Below are 18,162 nucleotides of genomic sequence, written 5' to 3'. Positions count from 1 at the left end.
TACAGAGTAGCCAGGGTTGCCCATGTTTTTCCTCCGCCTTCGCTACCAGCAAAGAGGCTATTTTTTCTCGTAATTGTCTGGGGCCTGATCGCTCGCTCGACAATGTTGGAGTCGATTTCGATACGGCCGTCCGTTAGGAAGCGCTCCAATGCCTCGCGCCGCTTGAGCGCATAGCGGATCGCCTCTGCGGTTTTTGATTTTTTCGAGACCTTGCCGAGTTCCGTTTCCCATATCTTGAAGAGATCGGCGACAATACTCGCGGACCTTTCCTGCCGCAGCACGGCGCGGGTCGCGGCGTCCTTGCCGCGAACCTCGTCCTCGATCTTCCAAAGCTCGCGCATCGCGATGACCATATCCGTCGCGGCCTGCGAGACCCCAGTGATGTGCAGGTTGTAGAACTTTCTCCTCACATGTGCCCAGCATCCGGCGAGCCGGATCGTTTCATTGTTGCCGGATTTCACCTGCGCCTCGGCCAGGCTAGTATAGGCGTTGTATCCGTCAACTTGCAGAATGCCGTTAAACCCGGCGAGATGACGCGCCACGCACTCCGTGCCTCGGCTGTCTTCAAACCGGTAGGCCACCATCGGCGGACTGGTTCCACCATAGGGTCGATCATCTCGGGCATAGGCCCAAAGCCATGCCTTCATAACCTTTCCTGAGCCGGGCACCAGGGTGGGCAAGGTCGTTTCGTCGGCGAAGATCCGCTCGCCCTCCTTGACCCGTTCAAGGATATAATCAGCGCATATCTGAAGCTCGAAGCCGAGATGCCCCATCCATTGCGCCATCAGGTTCCGGCTGATCTCGACACCATCGCGCAGATAGATCGCTTCCTGGCGATAAAGCGGCAGCCCATCAGCGTATTTGGAGACCGCGATGTAGGCCAGCAGCCGCTCCGTCGGCAGGCCGCTTTCGATGATATGCGCCGGTGCCAGCGCCTGCAGAACCCCGTCATGACCTCTGAATGCATATTTCGGGCGCCGCGTCACGATGACCCGGAACTTCGGCGGCACGACGTCCAGCCGCTCGCAGCGATCCTCACCAATCAGAACCTTTTCCAGTCCCTCGCATCCGGCCGGGATTTCCGGCTCGATGACCTCTTCGATGCGTTCAAGGTGTGCGGCAAAACCCTTGCGCGGACGAGGTGCGCGCTTCGGCTTGTCGCCAGACCCGCCCCGATCGATTTCACGCTGGAGCGCCGCAAGTCCCGTCTCAACCTCCTCGAAGGCAAAGGACACCTGCTCGTCGCTGACCCCAAGGCGAAGACGCTCGGAGCGCGTGCCATGTTGCGTGCGTTGCAATACCTTCATGATCGCCGTGAGATTGGCGATCCGCTCGTTCGCCGCCGCCTCGACTGCCTTCAGCCGTGTAACCTCTGCTTCGGCGATTTCAACGGCGGCCAGCGCTGCTTTTGTTTGTGCCTCAGAGGTCACAAGCCGGGCTTGCGCCAGAGCGATCCGCTCCTCATTTGCCGCCTGTTCTCTCGCCATCGCGAGGACCATCGCCTTGAGCGCATCAACGTCATCAGGAAGGGCGGAAACAGGCGATGTCATACGTCACAATAGAGCACAAAATCCCTGTTTTTCAAAGGGTTCGTATGCTCTCGGGGTCAATTAAAAAGACGATTTCATCCCGTCAGCTGTGGGCGTTTGACCCGCGCGGGACGGATTTTCTTCCAGTCAAGGCCAGCCAGAAGTGCCATCAGCTGAGAATGATCCAACCGCATGCGCGCCGCCGATATTCCAGGCCAGCAAAAGCCGGTTTCTTCAAGGGTTTTCGAATAAAGGCATACCCCGGAGCCATCCCACCACACGATTTTCAGCCGATCCGACCGCTTCGATCGGAATACATGAAGCGCACCGGAGAACGGATCGAGACCGCCGTCCCTTACAAGCGCCATCAAGGAGGCTGCGCCCTTGCGAAAGTCGACTGGCTGAGCCGACACGTAAACCACAACACCCGACGCGATCATGCCTGTCGCACCGCCCGAATGATACCCGCCAATTGTCGAGGTTCAATATTGCTGCCCACGCGCATCACCACATCCCCAACGACAATTTCCACCGCCGTACTGTTCACAGCATCAAAACGGGTAAACTTCACCGGCGCCTCTTTCTCATCCGTGGATGGAGCAATCATCCCCGATGAAAGCGCTTTCCGACGCCAGGCGAACACCTGCGAGGGATCAAGATCATGACTACGGGCTATCTGAGATACATTGGCACCAGGTAATAGTGTCTCTGCCACGATCCTGGCTTTTTCTTCCGGGGACCAGTGCCGAAAACGACGAGCTGGGCTATGTGCCAGCCGGACAGGATCGGCAGTGAGAACTTCGAAGTTCTTAGTGTCGGTCCACAAAGAAGTTGAATGATCTGAATCAGTTGTGATTCTATGTTGTTGATCTGAATCGATGAGGCATGGAAGCGATGTGGACGAAAGCGAACCGTGGGAAATACAAGCGTGATGGTCTGCGCTATCCGAGCGATCTGACGGACGCGGAATGGGGTCTAGTCGAGCCTTTGATCCCGCCCGCCAAACGAGGCGGGCGCAGGCGCGAAGTTGATGTGCGCGAGGTTGTCAACGGCCTGCTTTACGTGCTGAGCACAGGCTGCCAATGGCGAGCTGTGCCGAAGGATCTGCCGCCCAGGAGCACGCTGTTTAGCTATTTCGACCTATGGAACTGGGATGGCACACTTGCTCGCATACACGAGGAACTCTACGTGAAATGTAGGGAAGCCATGGGCCGTGAAGCCAGCCCAACTGCAGCGGTCATCGACAGCCAAAGCGTCAAAGGCGCTGAAAAAGGGGGCGTTGTATCGACCCGTGCGGGTATGATGCGGGGAAAAAGATCAAAGGCAAGAAGCGCCATATCCTCGTCGATACGGTAGGGCTTTTGCTGCATGCGTTGGTCCATCCGGCCGACATCCAGGATCGCGACGGCGGCGTTCTGGTTCTGAAGACGCTGTTTGGGCGTTATCCTTTTTTGAAGAAGCTGTTCGCTGATGGCGGTTATCAGGGCCCCATCTTCGCCAAGGGTCAGAAGAAGGCCATGCCTGGGGTTGCGACCGCCATCATCAAGCGATCTGATGTCGCCAAGGGATTTGAGGTTCTGCCGAGGCGTTGGGTGGTCGAACGGACTTTCGCGTGGCTGGGCCGATGCCGCAGGTTGGCCAAGGACTTCGAGAACCTCACCCGCAACGCCCTCGCTTTCCTCAAATTGGCCTCGATCCGCCTCATGCTGAGAAAGCTTTGTTCAAAATGAATAACTTTCCGGACAGACTCTTAGTATCAGACATATGTTCGTTCATATGACTCTCCGCATGATTCACGCAGAAAGAATGAACCGATCCTACCCGTCAGCGCTACGTGGGAAGCCGTGACCGCTTACAAACAACATGAGACTTCTGTCTCAAGCTTGAACTCGCGGCTGAACTTCGTTCTTCGCATTCCAACTCTCCAGTTCCGTTAAGCGCCTTATCTCGGTGTCCACGAACCCGGCAGTAGGTCAAGGCCTGCCGTTGGTTTTTTTGGATTGGAATGCATGGGCACGATAATCCCAAAAATTAGAACAGTTTAACTCCATATGCTCTATAAAAGGTGATCGCGGACTGGATAAATATTTTTATATGCCAGAAACCCTTCGTTGAGGCGTGCCCGCCTGCATGGATTACTCGGACTGTCGGCACATAAGCCGTATCGGCGATCTTATGCACTCTTAACGAAAGGTCAAAATCTTCAAAATATAAAAAGAAATTATTACTAAACCCTCCTGCTTTTCTTAAAATAGTGCTTCTAAAAAACATGAAACACCCACTTACAATAGGGGGGTGCCAATAGGTATCCTCTTGTGTTTCAGTTTGCATCTCATATCGCCCTAAACGTGCAGAGAAGAGTGAGCGGATTTTTCTGGGGGCGAAGCCTCTTAGTATCAAATCGAATACTGCCGGATAGCGCTTGCAAAGATATTGTCTTTGCCCATTCGGCCAAACTGCATACGGGCTCAACAATCCACAGTTTTCATTGGCTCTCATGAAAGTTAATGCGCTGACTAGTGCATCTGGTGCTAGTTGAATGTCTGGATTGAGAATTAGATGAAATTCACCCATCTGTTGAATTGCAATATTGTGGGCTCGGCCAAAGCCGATGTTGCCTTGTCCCTGCACTAACGTGATGGGTAAATCTGGATATTCGCGTCGCAGAAACGAAGCAACCTCATTATTAACGGAATTGTCAACGATTGTAATTGATAAGGATCCGGGTACGAACTGTTTGAGCGTAACTTTCAAGCTATCCAGAGTTTTTTTAAGCTCATCAAAATCAGGATTAAACGTAACAATTGAAATCGTTAGCAATGGCTGCTTGTTGATTTGAGGATCCGCAGCTAAAACATTATAGGTCATTCTTTAAATTCTCGGTTCGCTAGGTAGGCCGGGCGTCGTCAAAACGATGCCATCATCTTAGGCATATTAGGTGATTATATGAACGAAACAAAAGAAGTAAGATGATAGGAGTTGGAATCGGATGAAAGGGATTATTCTCGCTGGGGGTAGTGGTACGAGGTTGTTCCCTTTAACAATCGCGGTCTCAAAACAGATTCTACCGATTTATGACAAACCTATGATCTATTATCCCCTAAGCGTGCTCATGCTGGCGGGCATCCAGGATATTCTGGTCATTTCGACACCGCATGATTTGCCTCTATTTCAGAAATTACTCGGTGACGGTCATGAGTTCGGTGTGAATTTCTCGTATGCAGAACAGGCTCATCCGAACGGTCTGGCAGAAGCTTTCATCATTGGTAGAGAGTTTATCGGCGATGATAGCGTTGCAATGATCCTCGGCGACAACATTTATTTTGGTGACGGTCTTTCGAATCTTTCGCAACTCTCCTCTCAGCCGATGAAGGGTGGAACTGTTTTTGCTTATCGGGTGGATGACCCGCAACGCTATGGCGTGGTGGAATTTGATAGCAAGACCGGACAGGCAATCTCGATTGAAGAAAAGCCTGAAAAACCAAGGTCCCATTGGGCTGTAACTGGTCTCTATTTCTACGACAACAAAGTGGTCGACATTGCACGTTCGATCAAGCCTTCCGCTCGTGGCGAACTTGAAATCACCACGGTGAACAACGTGTATCTCGAACGCGGAGAGCTGAATGTTCAACGTTTCGGACGGGGATACGCGTGGCTCGATACGGGGACGCATGACAGCCTCCACGAAGCATCATCATTTGTCCGGACTATAGAAAAGCGGCAGGGTATTAAGATCGCTTGTCCAGAAGAAATTGGCTTGGATAAAGGGTGGCTGAGTGGTGAAGCTGTGCTCGAACGCGCGGCCAAGCTTGGTAAAACTGAATATGCTGCATATCTTCGTCGTCGTGTTGCAGAATTAGGAAAAGATTGATGCAAGTTCGTCCCTTAGGTTTAGACGGCGTTTTCGAGGTCAGCCCGCGTAAATTTGGTGATGACCGTGGCTTTTTTTCCGAGACCTACAATGCGAAATCATTCGCGGAGGCTGGTATTGATCTGACTTTTGTTCAGGACAATCATTCTTATTCGGCTGCCAAGGGTGTTGTGCGTGGGCTTCACTATCAGTTGCTACCATTTGCACAGGACAAACTGGTGCGTGTTACGCGTGGTGCAATTCTGGATGTTGCGGTCGATATCCGCAAAAGTTCGCCAACATTCGGGAAGTGGGTCGCGCTGGAGGTGTCCGCTGAAAAGTGGAACCAGATTCTGGTACCGAAGGGCTTTGCACACGGCTTCATGACACTCGTTGAAAACACCGAGGTTATCTACAAGGTCACGGATTACTATTCGCCGGAGCATGACCGCTCGATCCGGTTTGATGACTCTGCCATCGGTATCGATTGGCCAATAGCATCGTCAGGCGTCCAGCTTTCCGATAAGGATAGCAAGGCACCGCTGCTTGCCGACGCAGAAGTTTTTGCTTGAGGAAGTGATATGAATATTCTCGTTACCGGTGGAGCAGGGTTCATTGGTTCGGCCGTCTGTCGGCATCTGGCTTCTGATCCGAAGGTCAATGTCGTCAACCTCGATAAACTGACCTATGCGGGTAATCTGGCATCACTTCGCCAGATCGAAAACCACCCAAATTACAGCTTTCTTGAAGCCGATATTTGTGACGACACGAGCGTTCTGGAAGCATTGCGCGCCCACGAAATCGATGTGGTCATGCATTTGGCGGCGGAAAGCCACGTAGACCGTTCAATCGATGGTCCGGGTGCATTCATTGAGACGAATATCGTCGGAACGTTCCGTTTGCTCAATGCGGCACTTGCTTATTGGCGAGAACTGCCGGAGTCGCGCAAGTCGAACTTCCGCTTCCACCACATCTCGACGGATGAAGTGTTTGGCGATCTGCCGTTCGATAGCGGCATCTTCACCGAAGAAACCCCCTATCAGCCGTCCTCACCGTATTCGGCTTCAAAAGCCGCATCCGATCATCTGGTGCGCGCTTGGCATGAAACTTATGGTTTGCCGGTAGTGCTCACCAATTGCTCGAATAATTATGGGCCGTTCCATTTTCCGGAAAAGCTGATCCCGCTCGTCATTCTTAACGCGCTCGATGAAAAGCCACTGCCGGTTTATGGGGCAGGGGCAAATGTCCGTGACTGGCTCTACGTCGAGGACCATGCGCGCGCCTTGGCACTCGTTGCAACAACGGGTAAGCTGGGCGAAAGCTACAATATCGGTGGGCGTGCAGAGCGTACCAATCTTAGTGTCGTTGAAACGATCTGCGCTATCCTCGACAAGAAGCGGCCTCGTGCAAACGGTAAGAGCTACGCTGATCTGATAACCTTCGTGACAGATCGACCTGGTCATGACCGCCGCTATGCGATTGACGCTTCGAAGATTGAACGTGAATTGGGCTGGAAGCCGCAGGAAAGCTTCGAGACGGGATTGGAAAAAACTATTCAATGGTATCTCGATAATGCATGGTGGTGGGAGCCGATCCGCAGCGGTACATACGCTGGTGAGCGTCTGGGTAGCACGTCAGCAAAAGGGGCCAAGGCATGAAAATCCTTGTGACCGGGCGGGAAGGGCAGGTTGTTCAGAGCCTTCTTGAGAAGGCAGCTCAACGTTCCGATCTTGAGGTGATTGCGTTGGGTCGCCCGGAACTGGATCTGGCAAAGCCGGACACAGTGCGCAGTGCCATCGCGGCGATCAAGCCCGACATCGTCGTGTCCGCTGCCGCATACACTGCGGTGGATTTGGCCGAGGATAACAAGGAACTTGCGTTTGCGGCGAATGCCACTGGCGCTGAAGTAGTTGCCGAAGCCGCGAAGGCCTGCGGTGCTCCCGTCATCCATCTGTCGACGGATTATGTTTTTGCGGGCGACGCTGACGAACCGTACGTTGAAACGGACGCCACCGGACCTCGCGGTGTTTATGGTAGCTCCAAGCTTGAAGGCGAGCGTCTGGTTGCACAATCCAATCCGCAACACATCATTATGCGAACGGCGTGGGTTTATAGCCCCTTTGGCAAGAATTTTGTCAAGACGATGTTGAAGCTCGCAGAGACGCGAGATGCTCTCTCGGTTGTTTCCGACCAATGGGGTAATCCGACTAGTGCTCTTGATATCGCCGATGCGATTATCCAAGTCGCCGACCATTTGGCGGCTACGCCAGACTTTTCAGCTTATGGTGTTTATCATCTGGTTGGTATGGGCAATACAAACTGGAGTAGCTTTGCGCGCGCCATATTCGATGAAAGCGCCACGCTCGGCGGACCGACTGCGAATGTTACAGATATTACGACAGCCGATTATCCGACTAAAGCGGTACGCCCTGCCAACTCCCGCCTGTCGACTGCTAAATTCCAACAGGTGTTTAACTGGTCCGCACCGCATTGGAAGTCATCATTACGCGATGTAGTGGCCAGACTGATCTAACGTTTTGACATCAGAAATTCTCAGCGCGGCATCGTTCGGCGAACGGTGCCGCGTTTTTCGCTTACCACAGTTATAATTTCCGCTTGGTAAGCACTCTTGACGCTGTGCGCCAACTGTAGCACAAACCTATGACACATTTGGCGAATGCGAAAAAATGATTTATTGAAATCATTGAGGAATTTGGTCTGGCTGGGAATCCAGGCGTCCCGGTGGGCAAGATCACGCGGCCCATTTCAGTACTTAAGAGCGCGTCAATTCCATCGCGATTAGAGCGTTTCCCTGCCTGATTGAATCAGCAGGCTTTGCAAATCAGTTACTTTCTGATTCAAGCTATCTGCCGATGGAGGTCGGCAGATATGTCGCGAGCCCTTTCCATTGATCTTCGAATACGTGTAGTTGCTGCCGTTGATGGCGGTGCATCGCATCGAGAGGCTGCTGAGCGTTTCGGTGTAAGCGCAGCCAGCGTTAGCCGTTGGCGTAACCTTCAACTCCAGCAGGGAAATGTTCGACCCGGTCCACTGGGCGGCGACCGCAATTCTCACAAGACAGAAGCTCATGCTGATCAGATCATGATCTGGCTCGCCGAACACAGGGACGGTACTCTCTTCGAACTTCGCAGTGATTTGGCCGCCCAAGGCATCATAATCAGCAAGTCGGCACTGCACCGCTTTCTTGTCCGGCACGAACAAACGCGTAAAAAAAGACTGGCCATGCTGTAGAGCAAAGCCGTCCAGACGTTCTGGAAAAGCGGCAATGCTGGTTCGAGGAGCAACTTGATCTCGATCCAGAGCGGCTCGTGTTCATCGATGAGACCTGGACAGCGACCAATATGGCCCGTAGTCATGGGCGGTGCCGCAAGGGTGAGCGGTTGCGAATGGGTTTTCCTCACGGCCATCGCAAAACGACCACGTTGGTTGCGGGGCTGCGCAATACGGGAATGGTCGCGCCACTTGTCATCGACGGCCCCATCAACGGTGATTGGTTCGAGGCGTATGTCGCTCAGGTGTTGGTTCCAACATTGAAACCAGGTGATATTGTCATCCTCGATAATCTGTCCAGCCACAAACGACCGGCAGCAAGAGAATTGATCGAGGCGGTCGGCGCGACAATGATGTTCCTTCCACCTTACAGTCCAGACTTCAACCCGATCGAAAAGGCCTTCTCCAAGCTGAAGGCGCTTTTACGAAAGGCTGCCGAGAGAACAGTCAATGGGCTTTGGGATCGCATCGGTCAGATGGTTGAACTCATCGAACCGCAAGAGGCTCAGAATTACTTCAACTCGTGCGGATATGATCCAACTTGAAAGGGAAACGCTCTAGAACAACGTGCCAAACTCCACAGCAATTATTAACGCAGACTGCGTTAAGGATTTGAAATTGCCTGCCTATACGGATTATGACCCACAATAAGGTGCATATGATTGCACCATTGTGGGGATCATAGTTTTCAGGTTCACGTTATAAGATGATAAAACTTTTGAGCTGGGGGGCGCTTGCGGGCGTTACTTCTTTGACATTGGAAAAGAACTGGCGGAAAGCATGAGCGGCACATCCCTTAAATTTGGCACAAGCGGTCTGAGGGGATTGGCGAACGAACTGAATGGTTTGCCCGCTTATGCCTATTCTCTTGCTTTCGTTGAAATGCTGTTGAAAGCTGGAAAGCTGCAGAAGGGCGACAAGGTTTTCGTTGGTCAAGACCTTCGCCCATCCAGTCCGGCTATTGCAGCACTTTGCATGGCGGCAATCGAGGATGCGGGGTTTCAGCCGGTCGATTGTGGTGTTCTGCCAACCCCGGCTTTGAGCCACTTTGCGATTTCGCAGCAAGCGCCATGCATCATGGTTACGGGCAGCCATATTCCGGACGACCGCAACGGGCTTAAGTTCTATCGCAATGACGGAGAAATCGACAAGAATGACGAGAGCGCCATCAGCGCGATCTATGCCGCTCTGCCAGAAAATCATGCCTTTCGTCATCTGCATGATGTGCCCCTTAGCAGTGATGCAATCGACCGCTATGTGAAGCGTTATGTTGATTTTGTCGGACTTGAGAGCCTTCGCGGCTTGCGCGTCGGGGTCTATCAGCATTCGTCTGTGGCGCGTGATCTCATTATCCGTATCCTCACCGAGCTTGGCGCAGAAGCCGTACCGCTCGGTCGATCCGATGTATTTGTGCCAGTCGATACGGAAGCTTTGCGCTCCGAGGATATCGAACTTCTCGACCAGTGGGCGAAGGAAAGCCGCTTTGACGCCATTGTTTCCACGGATGGTGATGCCGACCGCCCGTTGATCGCGGATGAGAAGGGCCGCTTCGTTCGGGGCGATCTGGTGGGGGCGATCACTGCCGACTGGCTTGGCGTCAAAACGATTGTGACGCCGGTGACGTCCAACTCCGCTCTTGAAGAAAATTTCGAGCGCGTCATCAGAACACGGGTGGGGTCGCCCTATGTCATCGAAGGCATGGCGCAGGTCATCGCCTCGGGCATATCAGCGGTGGTCGGCTTTGAGGCCAATGGCGGTGTGTTGCTGGGCACGGATATCAGCCGGGACAATCGCACATTGACTGCGCTTTCGACCCGCGATGCGTTGCTGCCAATTCTCAGCAGTCTTGGTTCCGTCAAGGAGCTTGGCAAGCCATTGTCCGAAATCGCAGCCCGCTTCCATTTCCGTGTTGCTCTCAGCGACAGGCTGCAGAACGTCCCGCAGGAACAGAGCCTCGCGTTTTTGTCCCTGTTGAAGAATGAGGCGAAGCGAAGTGCACTGTTTCAGATGGACGATCCGATTGTCCGCTCCGAAACGATAGACGGCGTGAAACTCTTCTTCCGTTCCGGTAATGCAATTCATTATCGCGCTTCCGGCAATGCACCGGAACTGCGATGCTATGTGGAAGCTTCAGACGAGAGCCAGGCCGAGACGCTTCTGGAAACGGGACTTGCTATCGCCCGCAACGCAACGAAGGACAACTGAGCAATGAGCTTTATTCCTGTCATTATCAGCGGCGGTTCCGGTTCCAGATTGTGGCCGCTTTCGCGCGATGCGCATCCGAAGCCGTTCATCGAACTGCCCGATGGCAGCACCTTGATCGGCAAGACCTACAAGCGCGCGGCTCAGCTCTACGGTGTGGACCATATCCTCACCGTGACTAACCGCGACTTCCTGTTCCTGACGCTCGATGCCTATGCCGATGCCAAGGCGCCCAAGGTCGATAATGCGTTTCTGCTGGAGCCGCTCGGACGCGATACGGCACCTGCTGTGGCGGTTGCGGCTCTGCATGCTGCGGCGACTTACGGCCCGGACGCGACATTGCTTGTCATGCCCGCCGACCACCTGATCGAGGATGAGGCTGCTTTTGCCGAGGCTGTGACAAGGGCCCGCCAGCTTGCTGAAACGGGGCGCATTGTCACTTTCGGTATTGTGCCCGATCATCCGGAAACAGGCTTTGGCTATATTGAAGCCGAAGGTACGGATGTGCTGCGTTTTGTTGAAAAGCCTGATGCCGAGACCGCGCAAACCTATGTTGAGAGCGGTCGATATTTCTGGAACTCCGGCATGTTCTGTTTCACGGCCGGAACCATGCTTGCAGCAATGCAGCATTTTGCGCCGGAAATCTTCAATGCCGTGCAGGCCTCGCTTGAACATGCCCGGCGCGGCGTCAACGGCGAGACCAAGACCATCGAAATCGCAAAGGACGACTTTGCGACTGCTCCTGCGATTTCCATCGATTACGCGATCATGGAAAAGGCCGACAACATTGCCTGTATTCCAGTGTCCTGCGGCTGGTCCGATATTGGTTCCTGGGCGGCGATGGCCGATCTCGTCGCGCCGGATGACGACGGCAACCGTCTGCGCGGTGAGACGGTTATCGAAGACACGACCGACAGCTTTGTCTTGTCCGAAACCCGGCTGGTCAGCCTTGTCGGCGTTCACGATCTGCTTGTGGTGGACACGCCTGATGCGTTGCTTGTAGCTCATCGTGACAAGGCGCAGGAAGTGCGCAAGGTCTTCAACAAGCTGCGGGCAAGCGGCCATGAAGCAGCCAAGCTTCATCGCACGGCCCATCGCCCATGGGGCACTTATACGGTTCTTGAGGAAGGCGACGGCTTCAAGATCAAGCGGATCGAAGTGAAGCCGGGGCGTCGCCTGAGCTTGCAGGCGCATCACCACCGCTCCGAACACTGGATCGTCGTTTCCGGAACCGCAAAGGTCACCAATGGCGACCGCGAGATTCTGCTCACGACCAACCAGTCGACCTATATTCCTTGTGGTTTCCGCCACCGGCTGGAAAATCCGGGCATTCTGCCGCTCGTGCTTATCGAGGTGCAAAGCGGCGAATATCTGGGCGAAGACGACATCGTGCGTTTCGATGATGTCTATGGCCGCACATAGGGTTGTCTGACCGGTAGGGAATAGAAGCGGGCCGAATTTATTCGGGAACCATTCGCCATCGCGGATGTTTGCCTTAACATGCCCAGCAAGGAACAGGACCCGGCAACCGATCAGATCGGTATGCCGGTCATCGACTTTCAAAAACACGCTCTTTTCTTCGATGTGGACGGAACCCTGCTCGATATCGCCGCCAGTCCGGATGGCGTTATCGTTTCAGTTGGTCTGCAAAAATCGCTTTCGTCCATTTCGGCGCGGCTGTCTGGCGCAATGGCGCTGGTCACGGGCAGGGCGATTGCGTTTATCGAGGAACGCCTTCCCGATTATACCGGCCCAATAGCTGCGCTGCACGGTGCCGAGTTTCGCCACGCATCCGGGCTGGTCGAACGGATCGAACCGGATGAGCATTTTCTGATTGCCAAGGATTTTCTACGTCAGGCTGCACTGCGTGTCAGCGGCTTTCTTGCCGAAGACAAGGGGAGCGCGGTGGCGCTTCATTATCGCGCCGCGCCTGAAAAAGCCGATCTGGCGCATGATCTCGTCAACAAGGCATTGAAGCTCGCCGGGCCGGGCTGGGTCGTGCAGTCGGGCAAGATGGTTTTCGAGTTGCGCCCGGCGATCAGCGACAAGGGCGTGGCCTTGCGCCGCTTCATGAAGGAAGAGCCGTTTGCGGGTAGGGCACCGATCGCATTCGGTGACGATCTGACAGATTTATCGATGCTTGACGCTGCAGACGAACTGGATGGCACTGCGGTCGTGATCGGTCGCGCAATCGACCGTCCGGGCGCCACGCGGTTGGCGAACCCGGCAGAGCTTCGTCTCTGGCTATCCCGCCTTTGTGGCGATGAACAAGCAAAACAATGAGAGGATTTGATATATGGGTCGGCTGATCGTGGTCTCCAATCGTGTTCCCTTGCCTGACGAACAGGGCAAGGCTCCTGCGGGTGGGCTGGCGGTGGCATTGCAGGCCGCGCTCAGCGAACGCGGTGGCATATGGCTCGGGTGGTCCGGCAGGACCCTTCCCAATCGCCAGGTGCAGGAACTGGCGATCCGCGATGTGGGCTCCATTCGCTACGCGCTGCTCGATCTCCACAAGAAGGATATCGATGAATATTATGCCGGCTTCGCCAACCGCATGCTCTGGCCGCTTTGTCACTATCGCCTGGATCTGATCGATTACACGCGCAAGGACATGGCCGGATATTTCCGGGTCAATCGCCTGTTTGCAAAGCATCTTCTGCCGATGATCGAGCCGGATGATGTGATTTGGGTCCACGACTATCATCTCATTCCGCTGGCGGCCGAACTGCGTAATCTCGGTGTCACCAACCGCATCGGCTTCTTCCTGCATATTCCCTGGCCGCCTGCCGATATCCTGTTCACGCTACCCGTGCATGAGACCATCATGCGCGGCCTCGCATCCTATGATGTGGTGGGCTTCCAGACCGAGAACGATGTCGATAACTTCATCGGCTGCCTGCGGCGAGAGAAGATCGGCAAGCCGCTCAATGATGACGGATTGTTCGAAGCGTTCGGGCACCAGTTTCGTGCCGAGCGCTTCGGTATCGGTATCGAGACGGCGTCCTTCGCGAAGATAGCCGATAAGGCGCAACGTCATTCAACCGTAAAGCGCATGCGTGACAGCATGCTTGATCGCGATCTAATCATCGGCGTCGACCGGCTCGATTATTCCAAAGGCATCACCAATCGCATGGAGGCTTTCGAGCATTTCCTGAAGGTCGATCCCGGCAATCGCGGCAAGGTCATCTTTTTGCAGGTCACGCCGAAATCTCGCTCCGAAGTGCCGGAATACAAGGATATGCAACGCGCCGTGGCAGAACTAGCCGGTCGGGTGAACGGTGCAAACGCTACGGTCGACTGGACGCCGATACGCTATATCAACCGTTCCCTGAACCGCGAGGTGTTGGCCGGGCTTTATCGGCTGGCGGCTGTCGGACTGGTCACGCCGCTGCGTGACGGGATGAATCTTGTCGCCAAGGAATATGTCGCGGCACAGGACCCTGAAAATCCCGGCGTGCTGGTGCTGTCCCGTTTTGCTGGCGCCGCGCAGGAACTCGACGGCGCGCTTCTGGTCAATCCCTATGACACCGAGGCGATGGCCTATGCCATGGCCCGCGCGCTTGCCATGCCGCTTGCCGAACGCAAGGAACGGTTTGAAAGCATGATGGCTTTTCTGATCACCCACAACGTCAATCACTGGTGCGATGACTTTCTGGACCGTCTTTCCCCCGGTTGATGGGTTACGGTTTGACAACGCCGAGTTTGGCGGCTTCTTCCGCAAGATGTATCGTATAATTGAAGTTGCCCATATCTGACGATAGCAGGGGGGCTTTTGTCTCGCGAGCTTCCTTTGGCGACATGCCAAAACGAGTTTTGAATGCTCTGGTAAACTGTGCGCCGTCATGAAATCCGCAGCGATAAGCGATTTCCTTGAATGACACGTGTCTGCCACACTCGCCGACCAGAATGCGATAGGCATGATCGAGCCGCTTCTCACGAATGATTGTGGCAATACCACCCTCTGTATCAAATGTCCGGTAAAGGCGTGAGCGGGAGACGCGAAGATTCTGGACGATAAGATTTGGCCCCAGCAGAGGATTGAATAGATTATCGTCGATATAGGCGAGGACGCTTTTGCGCATGGGAAGATTGACGGGAAGGCGCTGCATTTCTTCCCTGTCAACGCCGTTGATGCCGGCGCCAAGCAGCGTCAGCATTGCTTCCTGCGCTGATTTTGCTTCGGCCTTGCCCAGTTTGCCAATCAACGATTGCAAACTATGGAGATAATCAAAAAGCAGACGCGTCAGTGGTGCATTTGCTGATAAGATAAGCCCGTGCAAATTACGCCAGCCTACCATCCCTTCCAGGTCATTACGGGGGATTGTGACTGTGGTAATCCCCCCACCAAATAACGGGCTTCAAAAGTAGAATTTTCTCGGGCTATATGATCGAGGAGATTTTAATGAAGACGAGCAGATTCAGCGAACCACAAATCCTTGCCATCCTTCGCCAGGCGGAAGGCGGCGTTCCTGTACCCGAGTTATGCCGGGAACATGGAATGAGCACTGCGTCATTCTACAAATGGCGATCCAAATACGGTGGCATGGATGCCTCGATGATCAGTCAGATGAAGGCTCTGGAAGACGAAAACCGTCGCCTGAAGAAGATGTATGCGGAGATGAGCATGCAGGCGGAACTGCTTAAAGAGGCTCTTGGAAAAAAGTGACACGGCCATCTCAACGCCGGGAGATGGCCGGGAAAGCAGTGGCGTTGCGAGGGGTGAGCGTTGCGCTTGCCTGCCGCACCTTCGAGGTCAGCGAGACATGCTATCGTTACAGCGCCAGGCTGAACGACGAGAACGGGCAGATTGCCGATCTCCTGATCGGACTGACGCGGGCAAAGAAGACCTGGGGCTTCGGTCTGTGTTTCCTTTATCTGCGCAATGTCCGGGGGCATCACTGGAACCATAAACGCGTTTACCGCATCTATCGTGAGCTTGAATTGAACCTCAGGATCAAGCCGCGCAAGCGGTTGAAGCGGGACAAGCCCGATGCTCTGACCGTGCCAGATGCGCCGAACATGGTCTGGTCCATGGATTTCATGGCCGACCGGCTGGAGGATGGAAGGCAATTCCGGCTGCTGAACGTCCTGGACGACTTCAACCGCGAAGGTCTGGGCATTGAGGTAGACTTCTCGCTGCCTGCCGAACGCGTCATCCGCAGCCTCAACCAGATCATCGAATGGCGCGGCAAACCATTCGCAATTCGTGTTGATAATGGGCCGGAATACGTCAGTGGCAAACTGATGGAATGGGCTGCCAACCAAGGCATCGCCTTGAGCCATATCCAACCCGGCAAGCCACAACAGAATGCGTATGTTGAGCGCTACAATCGCACCGTTCGGAATGAATGGCTCGACCAATATATCATCGAAAGCATTGAGGAGGCGCAGGAATTTGCCACGCAGTGGCTATGGACCTACAACAACGAACGTCCCAATATGGGCATCGGCGGCGTAACGCCCGCACAGAAACTGAAAATGGCCGCGTGAATTCTACTGACGAGCCCCGTTAAAAACGGGGGGATTACCAGGGGACCGGCTCTTCCGGTACAGTGACGAGGCCGTCCTGGGCCATGCCTCTGTGGAATTCACCGTCAGTTCCCGCTAGTCAACGGTCGCAGCGTGCTATTGTCTATCCGCAGGCGGTGCCGTCGCGGAAGCTTTACCGTTATGATTGTACGCCGATGCCCGCAGAACCGAATGCGGTTCCGCGGGCTGATTTCAGCGGTCAGTAAGGGCTGTCGACTTTACCCATCTCGACATAGACGGTCTTGATCTGGCTGTAATGAGCGAGGGCGGCAATGCCGTTCTCGCGTCCAATGCCGGATTGTTTGTAACCGCCGAAGGGCACTTCCACCGGTGTCAGATTATAGGCATTGATCCAGCATGTGCCGGCCTTGATCTGGCCAATTACGCGATGGCCGCGTGCGATATCGGCGGTGAACACGCCTGCCGCCAGACCGAATTCGGTATCGTTGGCGCGCGCAATCACTTCATCCTCGTCGGAAAATTCCAGGACGCTCATCACCGGCCCGAAGATTTCCTCGCGAGCGATGGTCATGTCGTCGGTTACATCCGTAAAGATGGTCGGCTCGATGAAATAGCCTTTATCGAAGCCTTGCAGCTTTGGCACGCCACCGCCGCAGGCAAGCGTTGCGCCTTCTGCCTTGCCTTTTTCGATATAGGACAGCACCTTGTCACGCTGGGCTCTATTGACGAGCGGCCCCATCTGGGTGGCTTCATCGAGCGGGTCGCCGATGCGAATTTTGCGCGTGCGTTCGACCAGCCGTTCGACAAAGCGCTCGCGCAGGTTCTTATGAACAAAGACGCGGGTGCCGTTTGAACAGACCTGCCCGGTCGAATAGAAATTACCCAGCATCGCGCCGCCAATGGCGCTTTCAATATCAGCGTCGTCGAACACGATGATCGGGGACTTGCCGCCAAGTTCCATGGTGACATGCTTCAGATGTTCGCCAGCCTGCGCCATGATACGCTTGCCGGTCGGCACCGAGCCGGTCAGCGAAACCTTGGCCGTGAGGCGATGATTGACGAGTGCCGCGCCGACATCGCCGAAACCCTGCACGACATTGAACAAGCCGTCAGGGAGGCCGGCTTCCTTATAGGCTTCAGCCAATGCGAGCGCTGAAAGCGGCGTATTTTCGGACGGCTTGAAGATGAAGGCATTGCCCATGGCGAGTGCAGGCGCCGATTTCCACGCGGCGATCTGGATCGGATAGTTCCATGCGCCGATACCGACGCAGATGCCCAGCGCTTCGCGGCGCGTATAGGCGAACGAGCCGCCAAGTTCCACGAACTCGCCGTTGAAGCCGGAAATGATACCCCCGAAAAACTCCAGCGCATCGGCTGCCGAAGCGGCATCCGCCACCAGAGTTTCCTGAAGCGCCTTGCCGGTATCGAGCGTTTCGAGCTTCGACAGCTTCTTGTTCTTCTCACGCAGTATGTCTGCCGTGCGGCGCAGGATGCGTCCGCGCTCGACAGGTTTCAGCGCTGCCCATTCGCCCTGGGCTTTTAGCGCTGCCGCATAAGCCGCTTCGATCACATCCGGCGTTGCCGAATAGAGCCTGGCAATTTCCTCGCCGGTTGCCGGATAGATGACCGGCGAAGGCTTGCCTGTCTTGTCTTCAACGAATGCGCCGCCGATGAAATGCGAGGCTTTGGGTTGTGCTTTCATTGTGTGTTCCTACTTCGGAATGAAGGGAATAGGAGAGTAAGGAAATAAGGCAGTATGTTTGTGCGCAAAAAGCACGACCTGACATACTGCCTTATTCC

15 protein-coding genes and 2 pseudogenes are annotated in these 18,162 nt (G+C 54.6%); 11 read left to right on the top strand and 6 right to left on the bottom strand.

The features are described 5' to 3' along the window. Window positions 1-2 precede the first annotated feature (2 nt). The 3 genes and pseudogenes from tnpC to OANT_RS14140 all read right to left on the bottom strand — a co-directional run. A pseudogene (gene tnpC / locus OANT_RS14150) lies at window positions 3-1,550 on the bottom strand (IS66 family transposase); the annotation flags it as partial. Window positions 1,551-1,624: 74 nt separating this feature from the next. Then, window positions 1,625-1,969: an IS66 family insertion sequence element accessory protein TnpB gene (gene tnpB / locus OANT_RS14145; RefSeq protein ID WP_012092490.1), complete on the bottom strand. Its 345-nt coding sequence runs from the start codon at window positions 1,967-1,969 to the stop codon at window positions 1,625-1,627. Beyond that, complete coding sequence (locus OANT_RS14140; protein ID WP_012092489.1) at window positions 1,966-2,355, bottom strand: transposase; 390 nt, start codon at window positions 2,353-2,355, stop codon at window positions 1,966-1,968. The genes tnpB and OANT_RS14140 overlap by 4 nt, the downstream gene beginning before the upstream one ends. A gap of 59 nt (window positions 2,356-2,414) precedes the next feature. Between OANT_RS14140 and OANT_RS25745 the strand changes: the two are divergent. Then, window positions 2,415-3,259, top strand: a pseudogene (locus OANT_RS25745) (IS5 family transposase). A gap of 301 nt (window positions 3,260-3,560) precedes the next feature. Here the strand turns inward: OANT_RS25745 and OANT_RS14125 are convergent. Beyond that, window positions 3,561-4,397 carry a glycosyltransferase family 2 protein gene (locus tag OANT_RS14125; protein ID WP_012092487.1) on the bottom strand — a complete coding sequence of 279 codons (837 nt, stop codon included), beginning with the start codon at window positions 4,395-4,397 and terminating at the stop codon, window positions 3,561-3,563. A 121-nt stretch (window positions 4,398-4,518) separates the two neighbouring features. On the opposite strand from OANT_RS14125, the gene rfbA reads away from it, so the two are divergent. From rfbA to otsA, 9 genes are all read left to right on the top strand, one after another. After that, window positions 4,519-5,400, top strand: a complete 882-nt coding sequence (gene rfbA, locus OANT_RS14120; protein ID WP_012092486.1) for a glucose-1-phosphate thymidylyltransferase RfbA — start codon at window positions 4,519-4,521, stop codon at window positions 5,398-5,400. Continuing rightward, a complete protein-coding gene (gene rfbC / locus OANT_RS14115; RefSeq protein WP_012092485.1) occupies window positions 5,400-5,951 on the top strand; it encodes a dTDP-4-dehydrorhamnose 3,5-epimerase in 552 nt (183 codons plus the stop codon). Before rfbA ends, rfbC begins: the two co-directional genes overlap by 1 nt. Before the next feature lie 9 nt (window positions 5,952-5,960). Continuing rightward, on the top strand, window positions 5,961-7,037 hold the full coding sequence (gene rfbB / locus OANT_RS14110; RefSeq protein WP_012092484.1) for a dTDP-glucose 4,6-dehydratase: 1,077 nt from the start codon (window positions 5,961-5,963) through the stop codon (window positions 7,035-7,037). After that, a complete protein-coding gene (gene rfbD / locus OANT_RS14105; protein WP_012092483.1) occupies window positions 7,034-7,912 on the top strand; it encodes a dTDP-4-dehydrorhamnose reductase in 879 nt (292 codons plus the stop codon). The genes rfbB and rfbD overlap by 4 nt, the downstream gene beginning before the upstream one ends. Window positions 7,913-8,268: 356 nt before the next feature. Beyond that, a protein-coding gene (locus OANT_RS25740; RefSeq protein WP_011982578.1) for an IS630 family transposase occupies window positions 8,269-9,215 on the top strand; the annotation gives its coding sequence in 2 pieces (ribosomal slippage) (window positions 8,269-8,608 and window positions 8,608-9,215; 948 coding nt in all). A gap of 235 nt (window positions 9,216-9,450) precedes the next feature. Continuing rightward, window positions 9,451-10,875 (top strand): phosphomannomutase, encoded by a 1,425-nt coding sequence (locus tag OANT_RS14090; RefSeq protein WP_012092482.1) that lies wholly within the window; start codon window positions 9,451-9,453, stop codon window positions 10,873-10,875. A gap of 3 nt (window positions 10,876-10,878) precedes the next feature. Continuing rightward, window positions 10,879-12,294: a mannose-1-phosphate guanylyltransferase/mannose-6-phosphate isomerase gene (locus OANT_RS14085; protein ID WP_012092481.1), complete on the top strand. Its 1,416-nt coding sequence runs from the start codon at window positions 10,879-10,881 to the stop codon at window positions 12,292-12,294. A gap of 78 nt (window positions 12,295-12,372) precedes the next feature. Beyond that, window positions 12,373-13,155 carry a trehalose-phosphatase gene (gene otsB / locus OANT_RS14080; protein WP_012092480.1) on the top strand — a complete coding sequence of 261 codons (783 nt, stop codon included), beginning with the start codon at window positions 12,373-12,375 and terminating at the stop codon, window positions 13,153-13,155. 13 nt (window positions 13,156-13,168) lie between these two features. Further along, complete coding sequence (gene otsA, locus OANT_RS14075; protein ID WP_012092479.1) at window positions 13,169-14,548, top strand: alpha,alpha-trehalose-phosphate synthase (UDP-forming); 1,380 nt, start codon at window positions 13,169-13,171, stop codon at window positions 14,546-14,548. A gap of 4 nt (window positions 14,549-14,552) precedes the next feature. Here the strand turns inward: otsA and OANT_RS26915 are convergent, their stop codons facing one another. Then, window positions 14,553-15,077: a helix-turn-helix domain-containing protein gene (locus tag OANT_RS26915; RefSeq protein WP_258029052.1), complete on the bottom strand. Its 525-nt coding sequence runs from the start codon at window positions 15,075-15,077 to the stop codon at window positions 14,553-14,555. Between the two features lie 197 nt (window positions 15,078-15,274). Here OANT_RS26915 and OANT_RS14060 point away from each other — a divergent pair. After that, window positions 15,275-16,362, top strand: a protein-coding gene (locus OANT_RS14060) for an IS3 family transposase (RefSeq protein WP_086000475.1) whose coding sequence is annotated in 2 segments (ribosomal slippage) — window positions 15,275-15,536 and window positions 15,536-16,362 — 1,089 coding nt in all. Because the reading frame shifts where the segments join, the coding sequence is not laid out codon by codon here. Window positions 16,363-16,600: 238 nt separating this feature from the next. Here OANT_RS14060 and betB read toward each other — a convergent pair. After that, on the bottom strand, window positions 16,601-18,064 hold the full coding sequence (gene betB / locus OANT_RS14055; RefSeq protein WP_012092478.1) for a betaine-aldehyde dehydrogenase: 1,464 nt from the start codon (window positions 18,062-18,064) through the stop codon (window positions 16,601-16,603). Window positions 18,065-18,162: the final 98 nt, after the last annotated feature.

Source organism: Brucella anthropi ATCC 49188, assembly GCF_000017405.1.
Taxonomy (GTDB): domain Bacteria; phylum Pseudomonadota; class Alphaproteobacteria; order Rhizobiales; family Rhizobiaceae; genus Brucella; species Brucella anthropi.
This window is presented reverse-complemented; position numbering and strand designations above follow the sequence as displayed.

What these genes read in the sequence shown, in the direction of transcription:
- tnpB (WP_012092490.1), bottom strand. Translation starts at nt 1,969, where the DNA reads ATGATCGCGTCGGGTGTTGTGGTTTACGTGTCGGCTCAGCCAGTCGAC.
- otsA (WP_012092479.1), top strand. Translation starts at nt 13,169, where the DNA reads ATGGGTCGGCTGATCGTGGTCTCCAATCGTGTTCCCTTGCCTGACGAA.
- rfbD (WP_012092483.1), top strand. Translation starts at nt 7,034, where the DNA reads ATGAAAATCCTTGTGACCGGGCGGGAAGGGCAGGTTGTTCAGAGCCTT.
- OANT_RS14085 (WP_012092481.1), top strand. Translation starts at nt 10,879, where the DNA reads ATGAGCTTTATTCCTGTCATTATCAGCGGCGGTTCCGGTTCCAGATTG.
- rfbA (WP_012092486.1), top strand. Translation starts at nt 4,519, where the DNA reads ATGAAAGGGATTATTCTCGCTGGGGGTAGTGGTACGAGGTTGTTCCCT.
- rfbC (WP_012092485.1), top strand. Translation starts at nt 5,400, where the DNA reads ATGCAAGTTCGTCCCTTAGGTTTAGACGGCGTTTTCGAGGTCAGCCCG.
- rfbB (WP_012092484.1), top strand. Translation starts at nt 5,961, where the DNA reads ATGAATATTCTCGTTACCGGTGGAGCAGGGTTCATTGGTTCGGCCGTC.
- betB (WP_012092478.1), bottom strand. Translation starts at nt 18,064, where the DNA reads ATGAAAGCACAACCCAAAGCCTCGCATTTCATCGGCGGCGCATTCGTT.
- OANT_RS14090 (WP_012092482.1), top strand. Translation starts at nt 9,451, where the DNA reads ATGAGCGGCACATCCCTTAAATTTGGCACAAGCGGTCTGAGGGGATTG.
- otsB (WP_012092480.1), top strand. Translation starts at nt 12,373, where the DNA reads ATGCCCAGCAAGGAACAGGACCCGGCAACCGATCAGATCGGTATGCCG.
- OANT_RS14125 (WP_012092487.1), bottom strand. Translation starts at nt 4,397, where the DNA reads ATGACCTATAATGTTTTAGCTGCGGATCCTCAAATCAACAAGCAGCCA.